Below are 21,730 nucleotides of genomic sequence, written 5' to 3'. Positions count from 1 at the left end.
AGCGACTTCGGTTATCAGCTTGTTCAGGCTTTGCTGGCCGCTGGCCTGTTTGCAGTCACCCAACTGGCGGCCATGGGCGCGCAGACGTGTACGCAGCTGGCGTTGCTGGTCATTGAGGTAGTCCGCCGCTTTGGCCTCCCCCACGCTCAGGCGGGTAAGCGCCTGGCTGGCGGCCGTTTCGGCGATGTCACGGGCTTTGACGACGGTAGCTTCCAGCGCACGGCGCAGGGCTTTGTCGAGGGGCTGGCGGTGTGTGGTTTGGGTCATCAGAAGGTCACCGGTCCGTCGTTAAGTTTGCTGAGAATCTGTTGTTTGACGTCAGTCAGCCAGGCATCCACATCGGCTTCGCTTTCAAAGGTTTTGCGCGGCAGGCTGATGCGTTGCAGCTTGGGTTGCAGCAGCTCGGCGGCTTCCAGGCGGGCGCTGTCGAACTTGCTGGCGAGAGACTCGGTGCGGTCTGTCCACTGCTCCAGGCTGACCTCGCTGAGGCTGTCGATAATCGCCTCGGCATCGTTCAGCGTGGGTTGCTCCAGGGTCATCAGTTTGCGCTTTTCCAGGATGGCGCTTTGTTGCTGATCATTCAGTTGCTGCCAGTGGCTATCTGACTGCAGCTGAGCCAAGCACTCCGCGTGGCGATCCAAATAAGCCTGGACATGGAACTGGATCGCATCGCGCAGCTTGCTGACCAGTTGCTGGATCAGCGCGGTGGCCGGGTTAGGGTCGTCGAGTAACGAGCGTTGCTGGCTAATCGCATCGGCTTCGGCCTGAATGGGCGCGTGGAAGGCTAGGCCACGGCTGGCGTCTAGCAGACTGGTCAGCAGCGTCCAGTCACCACGGCGAGCGTCAATACGCTTTGCGGTGTCGGCCCAGTCCTTGATGGCCTGCTTGATGGCGTCCTGCTCATCCAGCACCTGCTTGAGCTGGGCATTACCGGATTGGCGGGCCAGTTCGTCAAAGACCTTGGTATCTGGCACTGCCGGGAATGGCGCAGGACCACCGGCGCGCTTGGCCAGATCGCGCCCCTTCTCGGCTAGGAGTGGCAATTTGTTGGCCTCTTCCCCCGGCTGGCACTCGATACCACTGCTGCTGAGCACACCACGGATCTTGATCATGTCCACCGGGCGGATGGTGATGCTTTCCGGACGGAAGCTGGCCTGGGTGATCTGCTTACGATCAAGGCTACTGGCACTGACCGGGTTGTTACGGCTGTCGGTGGCGATCAGGATGCCGCTGGAAAGCAGCACATAGAGCGCACCGTCAATGGCATCCTGTGGCCAGCCATAGGGCGCGGCCAGGAAGTGCTCGCGGATTTCACTGCCCTTTTTCGAGACACCGATAAAGCGTTTGATCGCGGCACAGACCGGATGCTGTTCGGCATCACCACTATAACCAAGTAGCTCGAGGGCGTTCTGGCCACCGTCTTTGCTGGCACGCTCGTAGACCTTGCCCCAGGCGGGGTGGTCGGCCTGGTCAAACTCGCGGTAAAGGCGAACCAGTGAGGCCTTGGCGGCGCTTTCGACGCGGTCGCTGATGCTGTTGCCGTCTACCTCGTTACCGCCGGCCTGCAGCACCTGTACACCCTCGAAGATTTCACGCAGCAGGGCTTGCACCTGCTTCTGGGCATCGCGGTGGCGGGTTTCCATGGCGCTGCGGGCATCTTTGCCGGCATCAGTGTTGGGTATGCCGCGCTTGTCCAGGGTGGCCTGGGCCGCATGTTCTGCAACGATGGCGTTAGTCAGCTCGGAACGGTTACGAGCTGGTACATAAATGAAGATGGTCGGCTCGCTGGGGTTGCGGCTGCGAGCCTCGGTCATAAAGCTTTTTTCATCAATCGCCCAGCCATCCTGAACCCAGGCATAGATTTTCTCGTTGGCATCCTTCGGTAGTTCCGCATCAAAGCAAGGCAACACTTGGCGCGGCTCATTGCATTTGCCTTGGGTCAGGCGCACCTGGGCGATCTGACGGCGCAGCTCCTTGTGCAGCAGATCGACGCGGATGTTTTCTACCCGCTGCAGGTTACCGCGCAGGTCGGCCTCTTCCTGGCGCAGGGTGTCGTACCACTGAGCGCTTTCCTGGGTTTGCAGGCGGTATTCGGTGCCGGTGCTGGTTTGCATAGGCATGACCAGGCCATCGTCAGCCAGCTCTTGCAGCAGTTTGGGTACCTGGGTGCGGATGGCGTCTTTGCCCTGATTGAGGTCATCAATCAGCAGATCGCCGAGCATATCGGCAGTGGCGCGCACGCCACAGTCTGCGGTCGGATCCGTGGGCAATTTTCCAATTAGCAATACCAGGGAAAGGATGCGTGACTTGAGTTGATCGTCAGCATCTCCAGCTGACAAGCGGCCAATGGTTTCCGCGATTTCTTTGGAGATCACCCCGGTCTGTAACAGGTTGACCGAGATCTGGTTGTAGATGAAATCAGCGGCGACCACATGGCCCAGGGGCTGATCAGCCGTGGCCTGAGCGGCCTCGTGGATGACCTTGAGCTGGTTACGCAGCTGCGAGGCGGTACCGGTGGTATCAACAATCCGCAGGACCTTTTCCCAGAAGCGCCGGCGCACTGGCAGCAGCGGATAGTCGGCCAGCATGACCTTTTCGTCGTCGCGATGGTGTTCGATCTTGGTTCCGCGAAGCTGACGGGAGATTTCGCCCAAGTGAGCGTTCATCACCTGCTCCAGCTGCGGGCGGGCCGAGGCTTTCTTGCGCAGGATGACCTTGCGAATCACCGATTCAACATCGGTATCGGACAGCTGCACAGGAATCTGGAAACGGCCGAGCAGACGCTGCAGGTTAGCCATGCCTGACAGTGCGCTCTGTCCGGTGGACACGAACAACATCTTGCTCTTGAACTTGGAGCTCTTGCAGCAGGTTTCGACCACCTCCTGCACCTGGTGAGCTTTTTCTGGGTCCGAGCCGACGTACTGCTGCACCTCATCGAGCACCACCAGTGTCAGCGGGAACTGGCCGTCCTTCACTAGGGCGTCATAGATGGCGTCGACCATCTGCTGGTTGGTCACATCCTGCACATTGGGGTACTGCTCGCGCAGCAGCTGGCGCACTTGTTTGACGTCATCGCCGAGGGTGCTGTCGATAGCCAGCAAGGCACGTGAAATGCTGCTGGAAACGTAGAGGTCTTCCAGCTCGTCATCCCAGTTGTCGCCTGCTGCTTCAACGTGGGCTTTAACCTGATCGAAAATGCCCTGCTTATGCAGCCACAGCACAAAGCGCGCCTGGTGGTACTGTTCCGGCAGGCCTGCGGACTTGAACACAATGTTCAGCAGGGCCAGACGCACATTGTTGTTGGCACCAGCACCTAAAGTGCCCGAGGCGGCGTGGAGGCCACCGTGGCGCTTGGCCTGGATGCTGAGTTCTTTGAAATGGTCCTTGATCTCCTGGGGCAGATCGGCAATGTCGCGAGCAGCTACGCCATCACTGAACTCCTGGTTGGTCCAAAGAGCGCGAAGCATTTTGGCCAGGTGCGATTTACCCGAACCGAAGAAACCAGAGATCCACACGCCGGGCTGTTCATGCCCGTCACCCAGGTTGCGCAGATAGGCGGAGAGGATTTTATCGAGGCCCGCCTGGTATTCGCCGTCACAAACAAAGGTCTGCAGTTCGTAGCGCAGGGTTTTCAGGGCCTGCTGGGACTGGTCGTCTTTGACCTCGGCAACGCCGTTGTTTTCCAGCCGGTTCTGTTGCGGGTCTAGGTCGTAAATCTCGCGGTTCAACATCCTGGGCGTACTCCCTGTGCGCATTGGCGCTATTCAATTCAAAACGGCAATGTGTGCCGGTATTCAGTTGTCTGCCGTAATGGCGGTGGCCTGATAGCCCCAGCCATCGCGGGCATCCAGCAGGCGGTAGGTGTTGTTGACGTACTCGCCGGGGAAGAGCACCAACAAGCGCCCCGGCACATGCTCGGCCAGTTGCTTGACGAAATCGGAAACCGAGGCGAACCCGAACAGGGTGCCGCAGCCAACCAGGGCGACCAGAGTGTTGCTGTCGGCCTGGTTCTGGATTCGTTCTGCCAGCGCCACTACGGACTGGCGGGCAAAGGTTTTGTACTTCGAGGTGAGCGAGTCGGGGTCCTCGAAATAATCTTCGCGGTATTTTTGCTGCGCCATCCACTCTGGAAACAGGCGCGTAATATCCAGCTCCAACCAGGGGTGGCCGGCACTTTCAGTAGCCAGCCGAAACTCTTCGATGCGGGCACGTAGCTTGAGCTCATCTTCCTTGTGGTAGACGGCAAAGAGCACCCGCTGCTCATTGGCCAAGCCGCTGATCCACGGCAGGCTGATGTGGTTGCTGTAGCTTTTCAGCAAACGGTTCAGGCGGTTACTCATGCAGCCAGCCCTCCTCTTCCTTGGTCAGGTAGTCGGGGAAGGTGACTTCCACAACTTCGCTGGAATGTTTGAAATTCAGCAGGCCGCTGTGACTGGCCTGACGAGCCAGCTCCAGCAGGCGCTCCTGACGGCAGCCGAGTAATTTGGTCCACTCGGTATTGAACAGGCGGTTACCTGTTGCACCTTGCAGGTAGCCCATAAACAGCGCAAAGGCGACGTTCACCGGGCGGATGTCAGGCTCGGTACGACGTTTTTTGCTTCGGCCTTGCAAGTAGCCGGCATCGGTCCATGTGCCGTTGACGTTCTGCGCCAAAGACCTGAGTGTTGCCGGGCTATAGCGGTCGGGGAACTGTTCCTCAAAGGCCTGTTCCATTTCCTCGCGCAGCAACAACTGCCCAAGCACAAGCGACAAAACCTTTTCTTGCGACAGCCTAAGCAGTGGGTCCCGAGCCAAGGCTATTTGGCAAGCCAGCAAGGCGCGTGCGCTCGCATCACTCTCCCACAGGCGGCGAAAGGCTCGGAATAGCACGACGTTTTTGTCCATCGCGAACAGATCAACCAGGTGACGCCAGGTCAGCTTACGGGCCTTTTCTGTCGGTTTATGCAGTACGTTGAAGAGTTCGATATCTTCCTGATATTGCGCCGTACTCGCCTCAGCTTCGCGGCCTTGGAACAACTCGGTGAGCTCAGCCAGCATCATGGTGCGCGCGGCATGCGCACCATTGCGGCCAAACTTGAAGCCAAATTTCTGCTGTGTAGCGTTACTGGTCATCGACAGTCGGTCTCTGAGGTAAATCCTGGAGCAATGGAGAGGTTGGCCTGCAGCGCAACGCTCTTGGGCTCGCGCAGAGCCAGTTGATACTCGCCCGGGTTTAAGCCGGCACTCACGCTGCAATCCACTCCCCAACGCCGCAGCAGATAACCCGCTGTAGCGGCCCGCACCTGCACTCGAATGGTTTGCCCAGGCGTCAGCCCATAGTCCAGCTCGATGGCGCGGATATGCGGAGCATTGGGATGGGGAATCAGCTCCAGCACAACCTCATGATTCCACTCTTTATCCCGCTCCCAAGACTCGGCTGCGGTTTCTACATCGCCATCCAGCTCCTGGACCTGGGTGATACGGGTTAATACGAAGTCGCGAAACTGTGCGCGCGTTCTGCAGTAGGCACGGACATGCCAGCGCAGGCCTGTGTTAACCAGACTATGCGGCACGATTTCTCTGCTGGACTCACCGCTACTGACCGAGACATAGCGAATCGCCAAGCCCTTGCCGGCGTAAATAGCGCGAGACACTGAGGCCAGGGTTTCCAGGTCCGGCTAATTTAGCGTGGGCGCAACATCAACCACAATCGGCTGCGCACAAGCCTCCAACCCCACGCCCTGCCCCAAGCTGAGGGCCTGCAGGGTGTGTTCACGGTCATAGGCGAAAAGCGGCTGGAACACCGGAGCACGTCGGTAAACCTTCTCGCGATGGTCATAATCGAGGTTGTCCGGTGCCAGCTGGCGATAGAGAGCGAAGTCACGGGTAGCATTAGACAGTGCGATAGCAAAGCGCTGCACAAGATCTTGACGGGTCACCTGACCACGAAAACGCGCCAGAAAGTCGATCTGCCACAGCCGCTCACGCTGGTTTGGCGAGGCATCTTTAGGTGCGATATTGGGCATGTGCGAGGGTTGTTCCGTTTAGCCTGGCTGGTCATACTAAAAATGATGATAACCAAACTGCACAGCTCAAACCAGCGCCAATTACTGGCTTACGCAACGGTCGTTGCAGGCATTAGCCCGGACTGGAGATAAATCGCACTACTGCGGGATGGACCAGCCCCCCCCTAGTTCCTCTTCCGACCTGACCTTTGCGCAAGCAGCGAGCCCCCACAGGCTTGAGCCGCAGGTGCTGGTCATTCTTGACCAGATAGCGCATGGCGTAATGCACATTCCCCCGCGCGATTGGGTCACGCCGCTGGATCATCCCAATCCCTAGGCGGTCCCGGTGCTTTGCCTTCTCACGGTTGCAGTTGTGGTAGCAGCCCTGACCAAGAGTGATGCGCTCCCACAGCTCGCCAATCTGCTGCGCCCTGTAGATGTCCGCACCCACCTCTGAGCCGTTGAAGAAAAAGGCCGCATGGATGTGGTAGCCACGATCCTCACCCTGCTCAACACTGCAGATGTAGCCGGTCTCATGATCGAAAATCGGGTTGCGTTCACGCCCCTTAATCAACCGCCTCAGATCATCGAACACACGCTCCACACGCAACCTGGCCTGAGCCTCTTTCCGGTAATACAGATCGACCCTGACCACGCAGGCACGGGCGTAACGATCAAGCACAGCATCCACGTAGCGAGTGATCTCAGTCTCCTGCTGAATGGCCTGGTAGCGCTGATCATGATGCTCACGCTGCTTGAACTCCTTCTGGGTAAAGAGGCTACGGATGCATTGGGTTAGCTCGTTCAGTGTCTCGCTGGTGCTCAGGTAGCGAGTTTCATCCTCGCTCAGGCAGGTAATGCCACATGGGCTGAGTTCAACCCCGATGATCTGGCAGGCTTGCTGAAAGAGGCTCAACTGCCAGCTGTACTGATACTCCACATCGCCTTCGAACAGCATGATCATCTGTTCGACACCATTGAAGTACCTAGACAGCCTGGTATCACTGACCAGTTCATCTCCCTGCTTCGAGTAGGTGATTCGGTAGGCTTGGCTATCGGTACGTTTGATGGCGTTGATGAGACGTTCAATCTGGATGGCGGTATCGGACTGGGATGGATAGGTGTTGGCGCTTCGTTTGGTCATGGGTATGTACCTGTTGATGGTTTCTCATACCAGGTACGCAATGTGTGTTTTTTAACCTATGACCTACTCACTTACTGGGATATAGGACTGGTATTGCTATCCACACCCAGACCTATTGACTGGATGGATGTTGATAGTCTTTAGCTATATAACTAGATCCCGATCCAGTCTCATGCAGCCCTCCCAGGTTGGCTCGGCAATGGGGAGCAACATTGCCGAGCCAACCGTCAGATTCGCCGTGGCGCATCTTGGGAGAGTTAGCTGAGAACGATTTTTCCCAGACGGCATAAGCGCCATGACCAGCCGAAGCCAGTCATGGCGCTTATGGTCATTGCTAGCTGGCCACATTCAGGTGGCCGACTGAACGTAGCGCAGCGCCACCCTCTGCAAGGTCGCGCTCCTCAATCCTTGCCAGGATCCAGTCGTGCACTTCACTGTCGACCCAGCCGACGCAGCGATCGCCCAGCGAGACCGGTTTCGGGAAGGCGCCTTCCCCGATGTACTTGTAGATGGTCGACCGAGCAAGACCGGTCGAGTCGATGACTTCTTTCAATCGGATGATTCGCATGAGCAGGCTCCTCTGTGGCTCAGAGGATCTGCAAGCACCGTTTAAAAAAACTAACCGGCCACAACACTGACCTACCCCAACCAAACCGAACACCCTTTCCCCGCCAGGTCACCCGCCAGCCAGACGCTTGAACTCCTGAGGTGAACAGCATTTCAGCCCTCCGTGCGGATGCTCCTCGCCGTAATCCTTGAAGAGCGACCTAGGCTCAGTCGATAGGGAAACGTGGCACATACAGTCCCGCCTCACGATCTTTACGAGGCTCTCCCCTATGCGTTGCTCTGCGTGCTGACACCACGGATTACCAGCGGTGGTAGGTCAATATTCCAGACAACAAGTCGAGGGCTTGCCGAAGGCATCGATCGAACCGTCATCACTCAGCGATTGCACCGACAGAACCTTGCCGCTCACCACAGCGGGTTTCTTGATCGCCTACAGCATCACGTCACAACACCACCTCCACCGCACCCGCTTGAAGCTGAGAACCCCGCTACGCCGGCCCGACTACTTGCTCAACGCGCCAGCAACGAGCCGTAGTCGCCCATGACACAGAAAATCCATTCACGGTCACCATCAACTAGATCTGCTGCTAATGCGGCTTCTGAAATAGCAGAAACCCTGAAAACCCTTTAAAAATTGGCATAAGAACACGATTATGACCCATAGAAGGTTCCTAGAATGGCAATAGAATCCGACTAGAAATAGATTAGAATTTCCGTAGAAGAAAGATAGGATAGATTTAGAATATACGAAGATCACCACTAGAATCAGCGCCGACTTAACACTAATGATTCGCACACACAGGCACAAGTGATAATGGCTTCCACCTACCCCTCCGACAAACTCTCCCAACTACTACCCGGCACACGGATAAACAAACGCCAAGAAATTTGGCTTTGGCTCGGCCTGTACGTATATGAGCGCTTTGACCTAGAGCGAGACTCGTGCAATGGAGCAACCATGCGCGATGAGGTCGCCCAGGCCTTGAGGGGAGACCGCAAGATCGCAGCAGACATCCCCGCCAAAATGGATCGCTACTTGCTGCCGGATGAGCAACTGAAATGGATCACTGACAACACGAGACAGATTCAGTGGCTAACCAGAAGAGTTGACAAGCTCACCGAGCGCATCCTCCCCAGGGGCCTGCCTCACCTTCAGGGGCGGGAGCGACTCGTAGCCGCAATAGACATTTGGCAAGTCGACCTAGAAAAGAAGCAACGAGATGTAGACAGACTTCACGACCAATGGCGCAGGCACAAAGCCCTAGATAGCCAGCTTGAGTGGTTTGCAGATCAGAAAGAGAGCACGAAGCGATGTCTTTGCGCCTGGGAGTGGTTACAGAAGAATTACTTGACGCCAATCTCAAGACAGCCCCCCATCAGCAACTATCAGGAGCTGCTGATGTTCTTCGACCAAGAGGAGATAGGTTCAAACGAACGAGTAGCTATCATCGAAAGGATCAGGAGGCTTTGGAGCAAAAGGCAATTCAATGAACGCTCCACTGACAAGAAGCAGGTCAACGTCATGCTCTCGAAAGCAGTAATTGCCCAGCTGGATGCGCTAGCAGAGAAGCATGGCCTGAAACGTGCTCAAGTCATTGAAAGCTTGATTAGGATGGAGGCCGATACAGGCATGTACCTGGCCGAAAGCTAGCCATTGGATCGAAGCAGCTACCGCCTTGCAATTGCAGGGCAACCCGGCCTCCCGCCAGTTGTGACACAGCCGTGGAGCCCCCTCTGCGACCCCTGCTGCGCCGTATGCCTGAACGGACCTGCCGACCCAGTTCAGCTCTTCACCAGCGCCACATTGATGCCCTGCAAGAGCACCAGGCGTAGTAGCCACTGCGGACGACGCCCAACACGTGACACATAGCCCGGCTCGGAAAGTGCGCGGCAGCCTTTTTTGCGATGGCCATCTCCCCCGGCTTGCTCGGCCAAAGCCACCGCTTCGCCCTTATAGGCTTGGGAATGACGGGCGCGGGCCCGTTTCATCAAAAAGAGGAGGTGCCATTGCCCCCTCGCGCCAGGATCGCTTAACGAGGCGCACACCGGGACTGGGCAGGATCAGTCACCCAGAAGAGCAAAACACCGGCACACCAGCAGCAGAAAATCCAAGGGCCGGAAGCCAGGATCAACCGACCGGAACGGGAGAAAACGACCCCACAAAAACAACAGAGGATATCGGTGGGGCAAAAAGTGGGGCAAAAATAAGAGCACCAACAAAACCATCAGACATAAAAAAATCCAGTCACCGCTAAGTGACTGGATTTTCTAGGGTATTTTGGTCGGGACGGAGTGATTCGAACACTCGACCCCTTGCACCCCATGCAAGTGCGCTACCGGGCTGCGCTACGCCCCGACTGGGCTTGAAGCATGTTCTCAATACTGCCGAGAACGTTGAAGAATGTACCCTAACCCTCTGATAAATGAAAGCTTTTTCTCAAAAAAATTTTCACTCACCAGATAAGCACAAGCTCACTTCTTCAACACGACCAGCACATCCTCCAATTCGACAATCATCTGCCGAATCAGCTGCTTGTACTGGCTCGAATCATCTTTAGCCTCATCACTGGAGAGCCGCAACCGCGCCCCGCCAATGGTGAACCCCTGCTCATACAGCAGCGCGCGAATCTGCCGGATCATCAGCACGTCTTGCCGCTGATAATACCGCCGGTTTCCCCGCCGCTTCACAGGGTTGAGCTGGTCGAACTCCTGCTCCCAATACCGCAGCACGTGTGGCTTTACGGCACACAACTCGCTCACTTCACCAATGGTGAAGTAGCGTTTGCCCGGTATGGGGGGCAGTTCGTCGTTATGGCTTGGTTCCAGCATAGGCCTCAACCCGGGCCTTCAACTTCTGCCCTGGACGAAAGGTGACGACGCGCCGTGCGGTGATCGGGATTTCTTCCCCGGTTTTGGGGTTGCGGCCCGGCCGCTGGCGTTTGTCGCGAAGGTCGAAGTTGCCGAAACCAGACAGCTTGACCTGCTCGTTCTCTTCAAGTGCGTGCCGAATTTCTTCGAAAAACAGCTCGACCAGCTCCTTGGCCTCACGCTTGTTAAGCCCCAGCTCCTCGTACAGCCTTTCGGCCATCTCAGCTTTCGTCAGAGCACCCATGCCGTTATTTCCTTAACGTGGTGTTCAACCTTTGTTCGAGCGAGGTGAGGATGTTTTGCAGGGTAGTGTTCACCTCATCGTCGTTAAGAGTGCGCGATGGATGCTGCCAGGTCAAGCCGACTGCCAGGCTTTTTCTATCAGGATCAATACCTTTACCCTGGTAGACATCAAACAGCCTGAGGTCTGTGAGCCATTCGCCTGCATTGTCACGAATTAATTCAAGCACCGCACTGGCTGCCACGTCACGACCGGCGATCAAGGCCAGGTCACGACGGGTTTCCGGGAACTTGGACAGTTCGCTGAATTTCGGCAGGCGGCCTTCGACCACGTCGCCCAGCACCAGCTCGAACAGGAACACCGGGCGGTCCAGGTCCAGGGCTTTGGCCAGCTCTGGGTGGATGGCGCCGAGGTAACCGACCAGTTTGCCGTCGCGCTCGATGGCGGCGGTCTGGCCTGGGTGCAGGGCTGGGTGCTTGCCGGCGCTGAAGGTGAAGTCGCTCAGGGCACCGGAATAACCCAGCAAGGCTTCCACGTCGGCTTTAACGTCGAAGAAATCGACGCCGTCGCGGCCGTTGGCCCAGCCTTCTGGCAGGCGGCTGCCGGTGACCACGCCAGCGATCATGGGCTGCTGTTGCAGGTCACCCAGCTGGCCGACGAAACGCAGGCCGCTTTCGAACAGGCGCACGCGGTCTTGCTGGCGGTTCAGGTTGTGCTGCAGGGCTTTGACCAGGCCCGGCCACAGCGAAGCACGCATGGCGGCCATGTCGCTGGAAATGGGGTTGGCCAGCAGCAGCGGCTCTACGCCCGGGCTGAACAGTTCGAACAGTTTCGGGTCGATGAAGCTGTAGGTGATGGCTTCCTGGTAACCGCGGGCAACCAGCAGGCGGCGCAGGGTCGGTAGGTCACCGCGGGTTTCCGGCTTGCCCTGTGGCGCCAGGCGCGCTTGCGGGTAGCGGACCGGCAGGTTGTTGTAGCCGTACAGGCGGGCCAGTTCTTCGATCAGGTCCACTTCCAGGCTGATGTCGAAGCGGTGGCTTGGCACGGTGACGGTCCACTCCCCGTCGGCTGCCTTGCTGGTGGTCAGTTCCAGGGCGTTGAGCAGTTGCTCGACCTGGGCTGGGTCCATTTCCATGCCAAGCATCTGGGTGATGCGTTCGGCGCGCAGGGTAACCGGGGCCACCTGCGGCAGGTGCTGCTCGCTGACCGCTTCGACGACCGGGCCGGCTTCGCCGCCGACAATGTCCAGCAGCAGCTGGGTGGCGCGTTCCATGGCTTCGCGGGCCAGGTGCGAGTCGACGCCGCGCTCGTAGCGGTGCGAGGCATCGGTGTGCAGGCCGTAGGAACGGGCTTTACCGGCAACGGAAATCGGCTCGAAGAAGGCACTTTCCAAGAACAGGTCGCGGGTTTTTTCGGTGTTTACACCACTGTGCTCACCCCCCATGACGCCGGCGATGGCCAAGGCACGGGTGTGGTCGGCGATCACCAGGGTGTCGGCGCGCAGGGCCACTTCCTGGCCGTCGAGCAGAACGAGCTTTTCGCCCTCTTCGGCCATGCGTACGCGAATACCGCCGTTGATTTCTGCCAGGTCGAAGGCGTGCATCGGCTGGCCGAGTTCGAGCATCACGTAGTTGGTGACGTCTACGGCGGCGTCGATGCTACGCACGTCGCTGCGGCGCAGGCGCTCTACCATCCACAACGGGGTTGGCTTGCTCAGGTCGACGTTACGGATAACGCGGCCCAGGTAGCGCGGGCAAGCAGCCGGGGCGCTGACTTCGACCGGGCGCACTTCGTCGTGGGCCGGTGGTACAGCAGGCACTACCGGGCGGGTCACCGGGGTGTCGTACAGGGCGCTGACGTCACGCGCCAGGCCGGCGATGGACAGGCAGTCACCGCGGTTCGGCGTAAGGCCGATTTCGATGCTGGCGTCGTCCAGGCTCAGGTAGGTACGAATGTTCTCGCCTACCGGGGCGTCGGCTGCCAGTTCCAGCAGGCCGTCGTTTTCTTCGCTGATTTCCAGCTCGGCAGCCGAGCACAGCATGCCGAAGGACTCGACGCCACGCAGCTTGGCCTTCTTGATCTTGAAGTCGCCAGACAGCTCGGCGCCGATCATGGCGAATGGCACCTTGATGCCTGGGCGGGCGTTAGGTGCGCCGCACACGACCTGGAAGGTTTCCTGGCCGTTGGTTACCTGGCACACGCGCAGCTTGTCGGCGTCCGGGTGTTGTTCGGTGGCCAGGATCTCGCCTACCACGATGCCGCTGAACTGGCCGGCAGCGGGGGTAACGCTGTCGACTTCAAGGCCGGCCATGGACAGGCGGGCAACCAGTTCGTCACGAGAGACTTGCGGGTTTACCCAACCGCGCAGCCACTGTTCACTGAATTTCATGCTGTTCTCCTGAAAGTTGCGTCGATTGGGCCTAGCGGAATTGCGCCAGGAACCGCAGGTCGTTGTCGAAGAACAGACGCAAATCGTTGACGCCATAGCGCAGCATGGCCAGGCGCTCGGCCCCCATGCCAAAGGCGAAGCCCTGGAACTCTTCCGGATCGATGCCAGACATGCGCAGCACGTTCGGGTGCACCATGCCGCAACCCATCACTTCCAGCCAGCCGGTTTGCTTGCACACCCGGCAGCCGTTGCCGGAGCACATCACGCACTGGATATCGACTTCGGCGGACGGCTCGGTGAAGGGGAAGAACGATGGGCGGAAACGTACCGCCAGTTCTTTCTCGAAGAACACGCGCAGGAACTCTTCGATGGTGCCCTTGAGGTCGGCGAAGTTGATGTCGCGGTCGATCAGCAGGCCTTCGACCTGGTGGAACATCGGCGAGTGGGTAATATCCGAGTCGCAGCGGTAAACGCGGCCCGGGCAGACAATGCGGATGGGCGGCTGGGTGGACTCCATGGTCCGCACCTGCACCGGCGAGGTGTGGGTACGCAGCAGCATGTTGGCATTGAAGTAGAAGGTGTCGTGCATCGCCCGCGCCGGGTGGTGGCCGGGAATGTTGAGCGCTTCGAAGTTGTGGTAGTCGTCTTCCACCTCAGGGCCTTCGGCAATGCCGTAGCCAATGTGGGTGAAGAACTGCTCGATGCGCTCGAGGGTACGGGTGATCGGGTGCAGGCCACCGGTGGCCTGGCCACGGCCTGGCAGGGTGACGTCAACGCATTCGGCAGCCAGGCGAGCGCTGAGCTCGGCTTCTTCAAAGGCAGCCTTGCGGGCATTGAGCACAACGGTAACGCGCTCTTTGGCGTCATTGATCAGCGCGCCGACTTTCGGCCGCTCTTCGGCTGGCAGGTTGCCCAGGGTCTTCATCACCTGGGTCAGCTCGCCTTTCTTGCCGAGATAGTTAACCCGGATCTGTTCCAGGGTAGTGATGTCTTCAGCGCGCTCCACGGCCTCTAGGGCTTGGGAGACCAACGCATCCAGGTTTTCCATGTACAGACTCCAGATACGAAAATAGGGGAAGAGCTTTGAAGGCTCTTCCCCTATCGATGACGTTCAATGCCCGGCGCCGCGAGCGCCGCCGGGTGATTGTCGCGGGTACTTAAGCCAGAACGGCTTTAGCTTTCTCGACAATCGCAGCAAACGCCGCTTTTTCGTTCACTGCCAGATCGGCCAGAACCTTACGGTCGATTTCGATCGAAGCCTTTTTCAGGCCAGCAATCAGACGGCTGTAGGACAGACCGTTGGTGCGGGCACCGGCGTTGATACGAGCGATCCACAGTGCGCGGAACTGACGCTTCTTCTGGCGACGGTCGCGGTAGGCGTATTGGCCAGCCTTGATGACCGCTTGCTTGGCTACGCGGAATACGCGCGAACGTGCACCGTAGTAACCTTTAGCCAGCTTCAGAATTTTTTTGTGACGCTTACGAGCGATAACGCCGCGCTTAACACGAGCCATGAGTAACTTCCTCTATCTTAACCAGAATTAACGTACGCGCAGCATGCGCTCGACTTTCGCCACGTCGGACGGGTGCAGCAAGCTGGCACCGCGCAGTTGACGCTTACGCTTGGTCGACATTTTGGTCAGGATGTGGCTCTTGAAAGCGTGCTTGTGCTTGAAGCCCGAAGCAGTCTTCAGGAAGCGCTTCGCAGCACCGCTCTTGGTTTTCATTTTTGGCATGTTGGAACTCCGCATTCGATAAAATTACACATAATCATCAGGCCTGCCGTGCCCGGGAGATTATTTCTTTTTCTTGGGGGCGATGACCATCATAAGCTGGCGTCCTTCCATCTTAGGATGCTGCTCAACGGTGCCGTATTCGGCGAGGTCGGCTTCGACCCGCTTCAACAGCTCCATGCCCAGCTCCTGGTGGGCCATCTCACGGCCGCGGAATCTCAGAGAGATCTTGGCCTTGTCCCCATCGGTAAGGAAACGTACCAGGTTGCGTAGTTTTACCTGGTAATCCCCATCCTCCGTCCCTGGACGAAACTTGATTTCTTTGATCTGGATCTGTTTCTGGTTTTTCTTGGCTTCGTTAGCCTGCTTCTTCTTCTCGAAGAGGTGCTTGCCGTAGTCCATCACCTTGCAGACAGGTGGTACTGCGTCTGCAGAGATTTCTACCAGGTCCAGCTTCGCTTCATCAGCGATACGCAGCGCTTCATCAATCGAGACGATGCCAACTTGCTCGCCGTCTGCGCCAATTAACCGAACCTCGCGGGCCGAGATATTCTCGTTGATCGGGGCCTTCGGTACAGCACGCTTATCGTTTCTCATTTCACGCTTAATAGTCATTACTCCGATTCTTGGCGACCACGCCGGGAAACCGCTTGATTCAGCAGCTCAACGAACTGGGCGACGGGCATGGAGCCCAGGTCAGCACCTTCGCGAGTGCGCACAGCGACGGTTTGCGTTTCGACTTCGCGGTCCCCTATAACCAAAAGGTACGGGACCTTGAGCAAAGTATGCTCGCGGATTTTAAAGCCGATCTTCTCATTTCTCAAGTCCGACTTGGCACGGAAACCGCTACCGTTCAGAGATTTCTCCACCTGAAGGGCGAAATCGGCCTGTTTGTCGGTGATGTTCATGATCACCGCCTGGGTCGGTGCGAGCCAGGCCGGGAACACGCCAGCGTAGTGCTCGATCAGCATGCCGATGAAGCGCTCGAACGAGCCGAGGATGGCGCGGTGCAGCATCACCGGGCGCACGCGGCTGTTGTCTTCGGCGATGTAGCTGGCATCCAGGCGCTCTGGCAGGTTCGGATCGTACTGCAGGGTACCGCACTGCCAGTTACGGCCAAGGCAGTCACGCAGGGTGAACTCGATCTTCGGACCGTAGAAGGCACCTTCGCCTGGCTGGTATTCCCACTCCAGGCCGGATTCGTTGAGGGCGTCGGCCAGTGCACCTTCGGCACGGTCCCACAGCTCTTCGGAACCGACACGCTTGGCCGGGCGGGTGGACAGCTTCATGGCAATGTCGCTGAAGCCGAAGTCCTTGTACACGTCCAGGGTCAGCTTGATGAAGTCGGCTGCTTCTTTCTTCACCTGTTCTTCGGTGCAGAAGATGTGCGCGTCGTCCTGTACGAAGCCACGTACGCGCATGATGCCGTGCAGGGCACCGGATGGCTCGTTACGGTGGCAGGCACCGAACTCGGCCAGGCGCAGCGGCAGGTCGCGGTAGCTTTTCAGGCCCTGGTTGAACACCTGCACGTGGCACGGGCAGTTCATCGGTTTTACCGCGTAGTCGCGGCTTTCCGACGAAGTGGTGAACATGTTCTCGGCGTAGTTGGACCAGTGGCCGGAACGCTCCCACAGAATACGGTCGACAACCTGCGGGGTCTTGATTTCCTGGTAGCCGTTTTCGCGCTGCACGCCACGCATGTACTGCTCGAGCACCTGGTAGACGGTCCAGCCGTTGGCGTGCCAGAACACCATGCCCGGGGCTTCTTCCTGCAGGTGGAACAGGTCGAGCTGCTTGCCGATCTTGCGGTGGTCGCGTTTTTCGGCTTCTTCGATGCGCTGGATGTAGGCTGCCAGCTGCTTCTTGTCCGCCCAGGCGGTGCCGTACACGCGCTGCAACTGCTCGTTCTTGGCATCGCCACGCCAGTAGGCGCCGGACAGCTTGGTCAGCTTGAAAGCCTTGAGGAAGCGGGTGTTGGGCACGTGCGGGCCACGGCACATGTCAACGTATTCTTCGTGGTAGTACAGGCCCATGGCCTGTTCGTCCGGCATGTCTTCGACCAGGCGCAGCTTGTAGTCTTCGCCACGGGCGGTGAAAACGTCGATGACTTCGGCGCGCGGGGTGACCTTCTTGACCACGTCGTAGTCTTTGTCGATCAGCTCCATCATGCGCTTTTCGATGGCGGCCAGGTCTTCAGGGGTGAAGGGGCGCTCGTAGGCGATGTCGTAATAGAAGCCTTCGTCGATCACCGGGCCGATCACCATCTTGGCGGTCGGGTACAGCTGCTTCACCGCGTGGCCAACCAAATGGGCGCACGAGTGGCGGATGATCTCCAGTCCCTCTGCATCTTTAGGGGTGATGATCTGCAGTGTGGCGTCGTGGCTGATCAGGTCGCAGGCGTCGACCAGCTTGCCGTCGACCTTGCCGGCCACGGTGGCCTTGGCGAGGCCTGCACCAATGGATGCGGCGACATCGGCTACGGATACGGCGTGATCAAACGAACGCTGACTGCCATCGGGAAGAGTAATAACGGGCATGGCGCCTCCTCTCCTAGTGGTGACCCCTACCAAAGGTCACGTGGGTTGGGATGAGCCAGTACAAGATCCGACCTGCCTTCCTGCAAAGGAAGCCTGCCTCACAGTGGCAGAAGCCTTTCGGCTTGCGAGGGACGAACCAGAGTGACTGGAAAGAAAAATGGCTGCGCCAGGCAAAGGCGCGAACACAAGCCGAGCATGCTAGCACGCGGGTTGCGCCGCAGGCAGAAATATTTGGAAATTACGGGGTTGGGGTGAACTAACCCGGAAAAAGCCCTATCAGACTTTGGGAAGCAACCTACTCTTGATGAGACCTTAACCCAAGGAGTAACTGGTTATGCGAGTTCCGTCTCTTCTGGCCCTGGCGGCCACTGCTGCCCTGCTGCTGCCGGTAGCCGCGAACGCTGGCAACTTCCCACCGGGGAAAGAGGCCGGCTACATGGCCCAGTGCACGCAGGTGGCCAGCGGCCAGGGCGTTGATGCTGCAACTGCGAAGAAACACTGCGACTGTGGCGCCCAAGCCATCAAGAAGAACTTCACCGATGCCGAAATTGCCGACCTGGACAGCAAGGATGGCGTGGACGCCAAGCTGATGCAGAAAGCGCAAACGGTTGTGAAACATGCCTGCGCACCAAAGGGCTGAAACCTTAAAGCCAAAGGCGGCCGGTAAATCTTTGAGCTGGATCAATATCCGGCGAAGGTAAAAGGCGCTAGATGCGCAGAAATGGACTATGATACGTCCCGTGCTCCGTAGCCTCGGCCGCATTGCACCACCGAAAAAACTAAATGTTCTGGAGATTCACCCATGTCCAATCGCCAACAAGGCACCGTCAAATGGTTCAATGATGAGAAAGGCTACGGCTTCATCACCCCAGCAGGCGGCGGCGACGACCTGTTCGTTCACTTCAAAGCCATCGAATCTGACGGCTTCAAGAGCCTGAAAGAAGGCCAGACTGTTTCCTTCGTCGCCGAGCGCGGCCAAAAAGGCATGCAGGCTGCACAGGTTCGTCCGGAGTAATTCGGATAGCTGTAAAAAACCCGCCCTTGTGGCGGGTTTTTTTTGGGCGCGCCCCAGGGGCCGGGGGTAGCTGAATCAGCCGCAGTTGACGCGGTTGACCACACCCTGCTCATTGACGTTAAGGTTCAAGCGCTCGGACCGGTACTCCAGGGTTACCACGTCGTGCGGCTTGAGAATACGCGCTATTTGCGAACCACTGGCCTTGCGCGCCTGCTCCAGCAACTCGGCACTGGCCTGCTTGCCCATGGCAAAGTCTGCGCCGCTGGCATCGCAGCGGCCGTCGTTGCCGGCCGGCGCAGCCGGTGCAGCCCCACCGGCATTACCACCAGCATCGCCACCAGTGCTGCAACCAGCCAGGACAGCAGCCATCGCCAGGGTTGCCAGGTAAGCACGGGTACGGAACATGAAGCCTCCTAAATCGGTATGGGAATGTCTGATCCGACAGTTCCGCTCATCATTTGTTGCAAAACCGGTCAAGTCTGCCTGAACTCGATCAATGAGGGGGAAAAGCAATCGTGACCGGATTTTGCACAACCCGCTGCGTTTGCCATATGCTTAGCGCGCACGGTCACTGGCGCAAAGCCATGATTTGCTGCAAGAAGTGGAGTGCATCCCGCCTCCATCGAACACCAGGGTCAGGTGTTCACCCCTTCGTTCCGGGCCCCTAGCGAGAGCTTTTCATGAGCAGCCACACCATCGATGCCGATATCAAGGTCAAGTGGGCCGAGGGCCAGAGTGCGTACAGCCCTGGCACACCAGAGGAGTTGCTGTTGATCGGCATCGACCTGCTGGTGCGCGACCGCGGCCCCGAGGCAGCACGCAGCTTCATCGAGCAGGTGCTGGAGCGCTACGCCCCGCACGCAGCTATTGCAGCCGCGCCAACCGGGCGCTAAGCAGGTCGAACAGGCCTTGGGCGTCACCCTGTTCCACCCACAGCACATTGGCCGGCTGCTTGAGCACGCCGTACCAGTCAGCGACGGTCTGACCAAAGGTCGGGCCTTCGCGGCTGTCGATGCTCAGGTGAATGCGCCGGCCGCTGAACAGTTCGGGCTTGAGCAAGTAGGCAATGACGCTGGCGTCATGCACCGGACCGCCGGGCATGCCGTACAACGCCATGTCGTGCTTGATGTACACGTTGAGAATGTCCACCACCCGCTTGCTGGCTTGTGTATTCACCGCGGCCAACTGCTGCAGCCGGGCGTCGCTGGTCAGCAGCTTGTGGGTGACGTCCAGCGGTAGATAGGTCAGTTGCACCCCGCTGGCCAGAACCACCTGAGCTGCATGGGGGTCGGCGTAGAGGTTGAATTCTGCCGCTGGGGTGATGTTGCCGCCGTTGAAGTGGGCGCCGCCCATGACCACCACCTCCTTGATGCCCGTGGCAATCTCCGGGCGCTGGATCAGCGCCAGGGCCAGGTTGGTCTGTGGGCCGAGCATGGCCACGGTGATGCTGTGCGGCTTGGCGGCCGCCAAGGTGTCTACCAGGTACTGCACGGCGTTGCCGGCGGCCAGCGGGGCCTTCGGCTCATGCACTTGAACGCCGGCCAGGCCTTCTTCGCCGTGCACTTCTGCGGCATAGACAGGTGCGCGCACCAGCGGGCGGCCGGCCCCCGCGTAAACCGGGATGTCTTCGCGGCCAGCCCATTCGCGCGCCAGGCGGGCGTTGCGGGAGGTTTTATCCAGGCGCACATTGCCGGCCACGGTGGTGATGGCGCGAATATTGAGTTCTTCTGGCGAGGCCAGGGCCAGGAACAAGGCGACCACGTCGTCGGCACCGGGGTCGGTGTCGATGATCAGGTCGATGGGGGCAGCCTGCAAGCTGGTGGCAGTGAGCATGAAAGCGAGTCCTTGAAGCCAGGGCTTGAGCATGGAATGGCACTCCTGTTGCCTTTGGTGAATAACGGCCGACGCGCCGGGTGGCACCGGCGGCTGGTCAACGGCTCAGAACGTGACGCCGGAAACCAGCGCGATATTGCTGTAGGGCTGGCACTCACCGGTACGCACCACCGCGCGCGCACTGCGCGACAGCACCTTGAATGCTTCATGGCTAAGCCATTCGCGCTTGCCCAGCTTGCCCTTGAGACGCTCGAGCTCGACCAGCGCTGGCGGCACCACTTTCTGCATTTCCTCGGCCAGCACATGCCGCTCCACCTGAAGCTCGCTCAGCACGGCGCGCAACACACTGGCGAAGTCCGGCAAGCCAGGGGTGATCGCCAGGTCGATCATTTCCACGCCTGGCGGCACCGGCAGGCCCGCATCGCCGATCACCAGGATATCGCCATGGCCCATGCCGGCGATGGTGCGCGACAGGGCAACGTTCAGCAGCGGGGTTTTCTTCATGGCACCAGCTCCGCCAGGTAAGGGATTGATGGCTGCGCGCCAACGCGTGTCACCGACAGCGCCGCAGCACGCTGGCCGAAGGCGATGGCCTCGCCCTCCTCCAATCCACGCACCAGGCCTGCAGCGAAGCCGCCAATGAAGGTGTCGCCAGCAGCAGTGGTGTCCAGCGGCTGCACCACCGGTGCAGGGTAATGCTGGTGCCCCTCGGGCGTTACCAGCAACGCCCCTTGCGCGCCCAGCGTGACGATCACCTTGCCCGCCCCCGCCTGCAGCAAGCGCTCTGCGGCAAGCTGCGCGCTCGCCTGGTCGGTCACCGCAATGCCGGTCAGCGCTTCGGCCTCGCTTTCATTGGGGGTGAGGTAATCGATGAACGCGAACCATTGCGCAGGTAACGGGCCGGTGGCAGGCGCCGGGTTGAGGATCACCTGCTTGCCCAGTTCACGCGCCCGCCTCAGCGTCCAGGCCACCGTGTCGACCGGCACCTCCAACTGGCAGATGACCACCTGCGCAGCCTGCAACAACGCCTCGAAGTGCTGCACCGACTGCGGCGTCAGCAGGCCGTTGCCGCCGGGGATGATGACAATGCAATTCTGGCTGGCGGCATCCACGGTGATCAGGGCTACACCGCTGGACACGCCGGGGCAGGTACTGACGCCCTGGCAGTCGATGCCTTCTGCGGACAATGCCTGGTGCAACTGGCGGCCATAATCGTCATCGCCGACATTGCCAATCATCGCCACGCTGGCGCCCAGGCGCGCAGCCGCTACGGCCTGGTTGGCCCCCTTGCCGCCCGGCACCGTGAAAAAACGTTCGCCGGGCAGGGTTTCGCCGGCGCGAGGCAAGCGCTGGGCGCGGACCACCAGGTCCATGTTGAGGCTGCCGACCACCACAACCTTGGCATTCATGACAGTTCCT

24 protein-coding genes and 1 tRNA gene are annotated in these 21,730 nt (G+C 59.1%); 4 read left to right on the top strand and 21 right to left on the bottom strand.

Annotated elements, in window-relative coordinates:
• Positions 1-266: 266 nt before the first annotated feature.
• From brxC to GYA94_RS10045, 7 genes are all read right to left on the bottom strand, one after another.
• A complete protein-coding gene (brxC, locus tag GYA94_RS10075; protein ID WP_161892243.1) occupies positions 267-3,731 on the bottom strand; it encodes a BREX system P-loop protein BrxC in 3,465 nt (1,154 codons plus the stop codon).
• 63 nt (positions 3,732-3,794) lie between these two features.
• On the bottom strand, positions 3,795-4,340 hold the full coding sequence (locus GYA94_RS10070; protein ID WP_161892242.1) for a BREX protein BrxB domain-containing protein: 546 nt from the start codon (positions 4,338-4,340) through the stop codon (positions 3,795-3,797).
• On the bottom strand, positions 4,333-5,112 hold the full coding sequence (locus GYA94_RS10065; protein ID WP_161892241.1) for a hypothetical protein: 780 nt from the start codon (positions 5,110-5,112) through the stop codon (positions 4,333-4,335). The genes GYA94_RS10070 and GYA94_RS10065 overlap by 8 nt, the downstream gene beginning before the upstream one ends.
• Positions 5,109-5,642 (bottom strand): WYL domain-containing protein, encoded by a 534-nt coding sequence (locus GYA94_RS10060; RefSeq protein WP_255326915.1) that lies wholly within the window; start codon positions 5,640-5,642, stop codon positions 5,109-5,111. Before GYA94_RS10060 ends, GYA94_RS10065 begins: the two co-directional genes overlap by 4 nt.
• Before the next feature lie 15 nt (positions 5,643-5,657).
• Complete coding sequence (locus GYA94_RS10055; RefSeq protein WP_161892239.1) at positions 5,658-6,005, bottom strand: BrxR family helix-turn-helix transcriptional regulator; 348 nt, start codon at positions 6,003-6,005, stop codon at positions 5,658-5,660.
• A gap of 112 nt (positions 6,006-6,117) precedes the next feature.
• Entirely contained in the window at positions 6,118-7,128 is a 1,011-nt protein-coding gene (locus tag GYA94_RS10050) for a YagK/YfjJ domain-containing protein (RefSeq protein WP_161892238.1), read from the bottom strand.
• Between the two features lie 334 nt (positions 7,129-7,462).
• A complete protein-coding gene (locus GYA94_RS10045; protein WP_161892237.1) occupies positions 7,463-7,696 on the bottom strand; it encodes a helix-turn-helix transcriptional regulator in 234 nt (77 codons plus the stop codon).
• Between the two features lie 957 nt (positions 7,697-8,653).
• On the opposite strand from GYA94_RS10045, the gene GYA94_RS10040 reads away from it, so the two are divergent.
• Complete coding sequence (locus GYA94_RS10040; protein WP_174824178.1) at positions 8,654-9,346, top strand: RepB family protein; 693 nt, start codon at positions 8,654-8,656, stop codon at positions 9,344-9,346.
• A 131-nt stretch (positions 9,347-9,477) separates the two neighbouring features.
• Here the strand turns inward: GYA94_RS10040 and GYA94_RS10035 are convergent, their stop codons facing one another.
• The 10 genes from GYA94_RS10035 to thrS form a co-directional block, all read right to left on the bottom strand.
• The gene (locus tag GYA94_RS10035) at positions 9,478-9,684 is read right to left on the bottom strand and encodes a hypothetical protein (protein ID WP_161892235.1); all 207 of its coding nucleotides are present in this window, start codon (positions 9,682-9,684) and stop codon (positions 9,478-9,480) included.
• A 290-nt stretch (positions 9,685-9,974) separates the two neighbouring features.
• Positions 9,975-10,051: transfer RNA gene (locus GYA94_RS10030), tRNA-Pro, on the bottom strand.
• Between the two features lie 116 nt (positions 10,052-10,167).
• Positions 10,168-10,524 carry a MerR family transcriptional regulator gene (locus GYA94_RS10025; RefSeq protein WP_009685877.1) on the bottom strand — a complete coding sequence of 119 codons (357 nt, stop codon included), beginning with the start codon at positions 10,522-10,524 and terminating at the stop codon, positions 10,168-10,170.
• The gene (ihfA, locus tag GYA94_RS10020; RefSeq protein WP_003250679.1) at positions 10,505-10,807 is read right to left on the bottom strand and encodes an integration host factor subunit alpha; all 303 of its coding nucleotides are present in this window, start codon (positions 10,805-10,807) and stop codon (positions 10,505-10,507) included. The genes GYA94_RS10025 and ihfA overlap by 20 nt, the downstream gene beginning before the upstream one ends.
• A gap of 4 nt (positions 10,808-10,811) precedes the next feature.
• Positions 10,812-13,193 carry a phenylalanine--tRNA ligase subunit beta gene (gene pheT / locus GYA94_RS10015; protein WP_161892234.1) on the bottom strand — a complete coding sequence of 794 codons (2,382 nt, stop codon included), beginning with the start codon at positions 13,191-13,193 and terminating at the stop codon, positions 10,812-10,814.
• A gap of 31 nt (positions 13,194-13,224) precedes the next feature.
• Entirely contained in the window at positions 13,225-14,241 is a 1,017-nt protein-coding gene (gene pheS / locus GYA94_RS10010) for a phenylalanine--tRNA ligase subunit alpha (RefSeq protein ID WP_161892233.1), read from the bottom strand.
• Between the two features lie 109 nt (positions 14,242-14,350).
• Entirely contained in the window at positions 14,351-14,707 is a 357-nt protein-coding gene (gene rplT, locus GYA94_RS10005) for a 50S ribosomal protein L20 (protein WP_003250671.1), read from the bottom strand.
• Between the two features lie 27 nt (positions 14,708-14,734).
• Entirely contained in the window at positions 14,735-14,929 is a 195-nt protein-coding gene (gene rpmI, locus GYA94_RS10000) for a 50S ribosomal protein L35 (RefSeq protein ID WP_003250667.1), read from the bottom strand.
• A 60-nt stretch (positions 14,930-14,989) separates the two neighbouring features.
• Positions 14,990-15,541, bottom strand: coding sequence for a translation initiation factor IF-3 (gene infC, locus GYA94_RS09995; RefSeq protein ID WP_012052879.1), 552 nt, complete (start codon positions 15,539-15,541; stop codon positions 14,990-14,992).
• Entirely contained in the window at positions 15,541-17,463 is a 1,923-nt protein-coding gene (thrS, locus tag GYA94_RS09990) for a threonine--tRNA ligase (protein WP_009685881.1), read from the bottom strand. The genes infC and thrS overlap by 1 nt, the downstream gene beginning before the upstream one ends.
• A 334-nt stretch (positions 17,464-17,797) precedes the next feature.
• On the opposite strand from thrS, the gene GYA94_RS09985 reads away from it, so the two are divergent.
• Both GYA94_RS09985 and GYA94_RS09980 read left to right on the top strand, forming a co-directional pair.
• Entirely contained in the window at positions 17,798-18,103 is a 306-nt protein-coding gene (locus tag GYA94_RS09985) for a hypothetical protein (protein ID WP_161892232.1), read from the top strand.
• A gap of 162 nt (positions 18,104-18,265) precedes the next feature.
• A complete protein-coding gene (locus GYA94_RS09980; protein WP_003250656.1) occupies positions 18,266-18,478 on the top strand; it encodes a cold-shock protein in 213 nt (70 codons plus the stop codon).
• 75 nt (positions 18,479-18,553) lie between these two features.
• Here the strand turns inward: GYA94_RS09980 and GYA94_RS09975 are convergent, their stop codons facing one another.
• Positions 18,554-18,883, bottom strand: coding sequence for an I78 family peptidase inhibitor (locus GYA94_RS09975; protein WP_009685884.1), 330 nt, complete (start codon positions 18,881-18,883; stop codon positions 18,554-18,556).
• 275 nt (positions 18,884-19,158) lie between these two features.
• Between GYA94_RS09975 and GYA94_RS09970 the strand changes: the two genes are divergently transcribed.
• On the top strand, positions 19,159-19,371 hold the full coding sequence (locus GYA94_RS09970) for a hypothetical protein (protein ID WP_009685885.1): 213 nt from the start codon (positions 19,159-19,161) through the stop codon (positions 19,369-19,371).
• Here GYA94_RS09970 and GYA94_RS09965 read toward each other — a convergent pair.
• The 3 genes from GYA94_RS09965 to rbsK form a co-directional block, all read right to left on the bottom strand.
• Positions 19,343-20,344: a nucleoside hydrolase gene (locus tag GYA94_RS09965; RefSeq protein WP_161892231.1), complete on the bottom strand. Its 1,002-nt coding sequence runs from the start codon at positions 20,342-20,344 to the stop codon at positions 19,343-19,345. The two genes, GYA94_RS09970 and GYA94_RS09965, sit on opposite strands and share 29 nt — an antisense overlap.
• A 72-nt stretch (positions 20,345-20,416) precedes the next feature.
• Positions 20,417-20,815: a D-ribose pyranase gene (rbsD, locus tag GYA94_RS09960; RefSeq protein WP_009685887.1), complete on the bottom strand. Its 399-nt coding sequence runs from the start codon at positions 20,813-20,815 to the stop codon at positions 20,417-20,419.
• On the bottom strand, positions 20,812-21,720 hold the full coding sequence (gene rbsK, locus GYA94_RS09955; protein WP_161892230.1) for a ribokinase: 909 nt from the start codon (positions 21,718-21,720) through the stop codon (positions 20,812-20,814). Before rbsK ends, rbsD begins: the two co-directional genes overlap by 4 nt.
• Positions 21,721-21,730: the final 10 nt, after the last annotated feature.

It is taken from the genome of Pseudomonas juntendi (assembly GCF_009932375.1).
Taxonomy (GTDB): Bacteria; Pseudomonadota; Gammaproteobacteria; order Pseudomonadales; family Pseudomonadaceae; genus Aquipseudomonas; species Aquipseudomonas juntendi.
The sequence above is the reverse complement of the archived record's forward strand: the minus strand, read 5'-3'. Positions and strand labels throughout refer to the sequence as shown.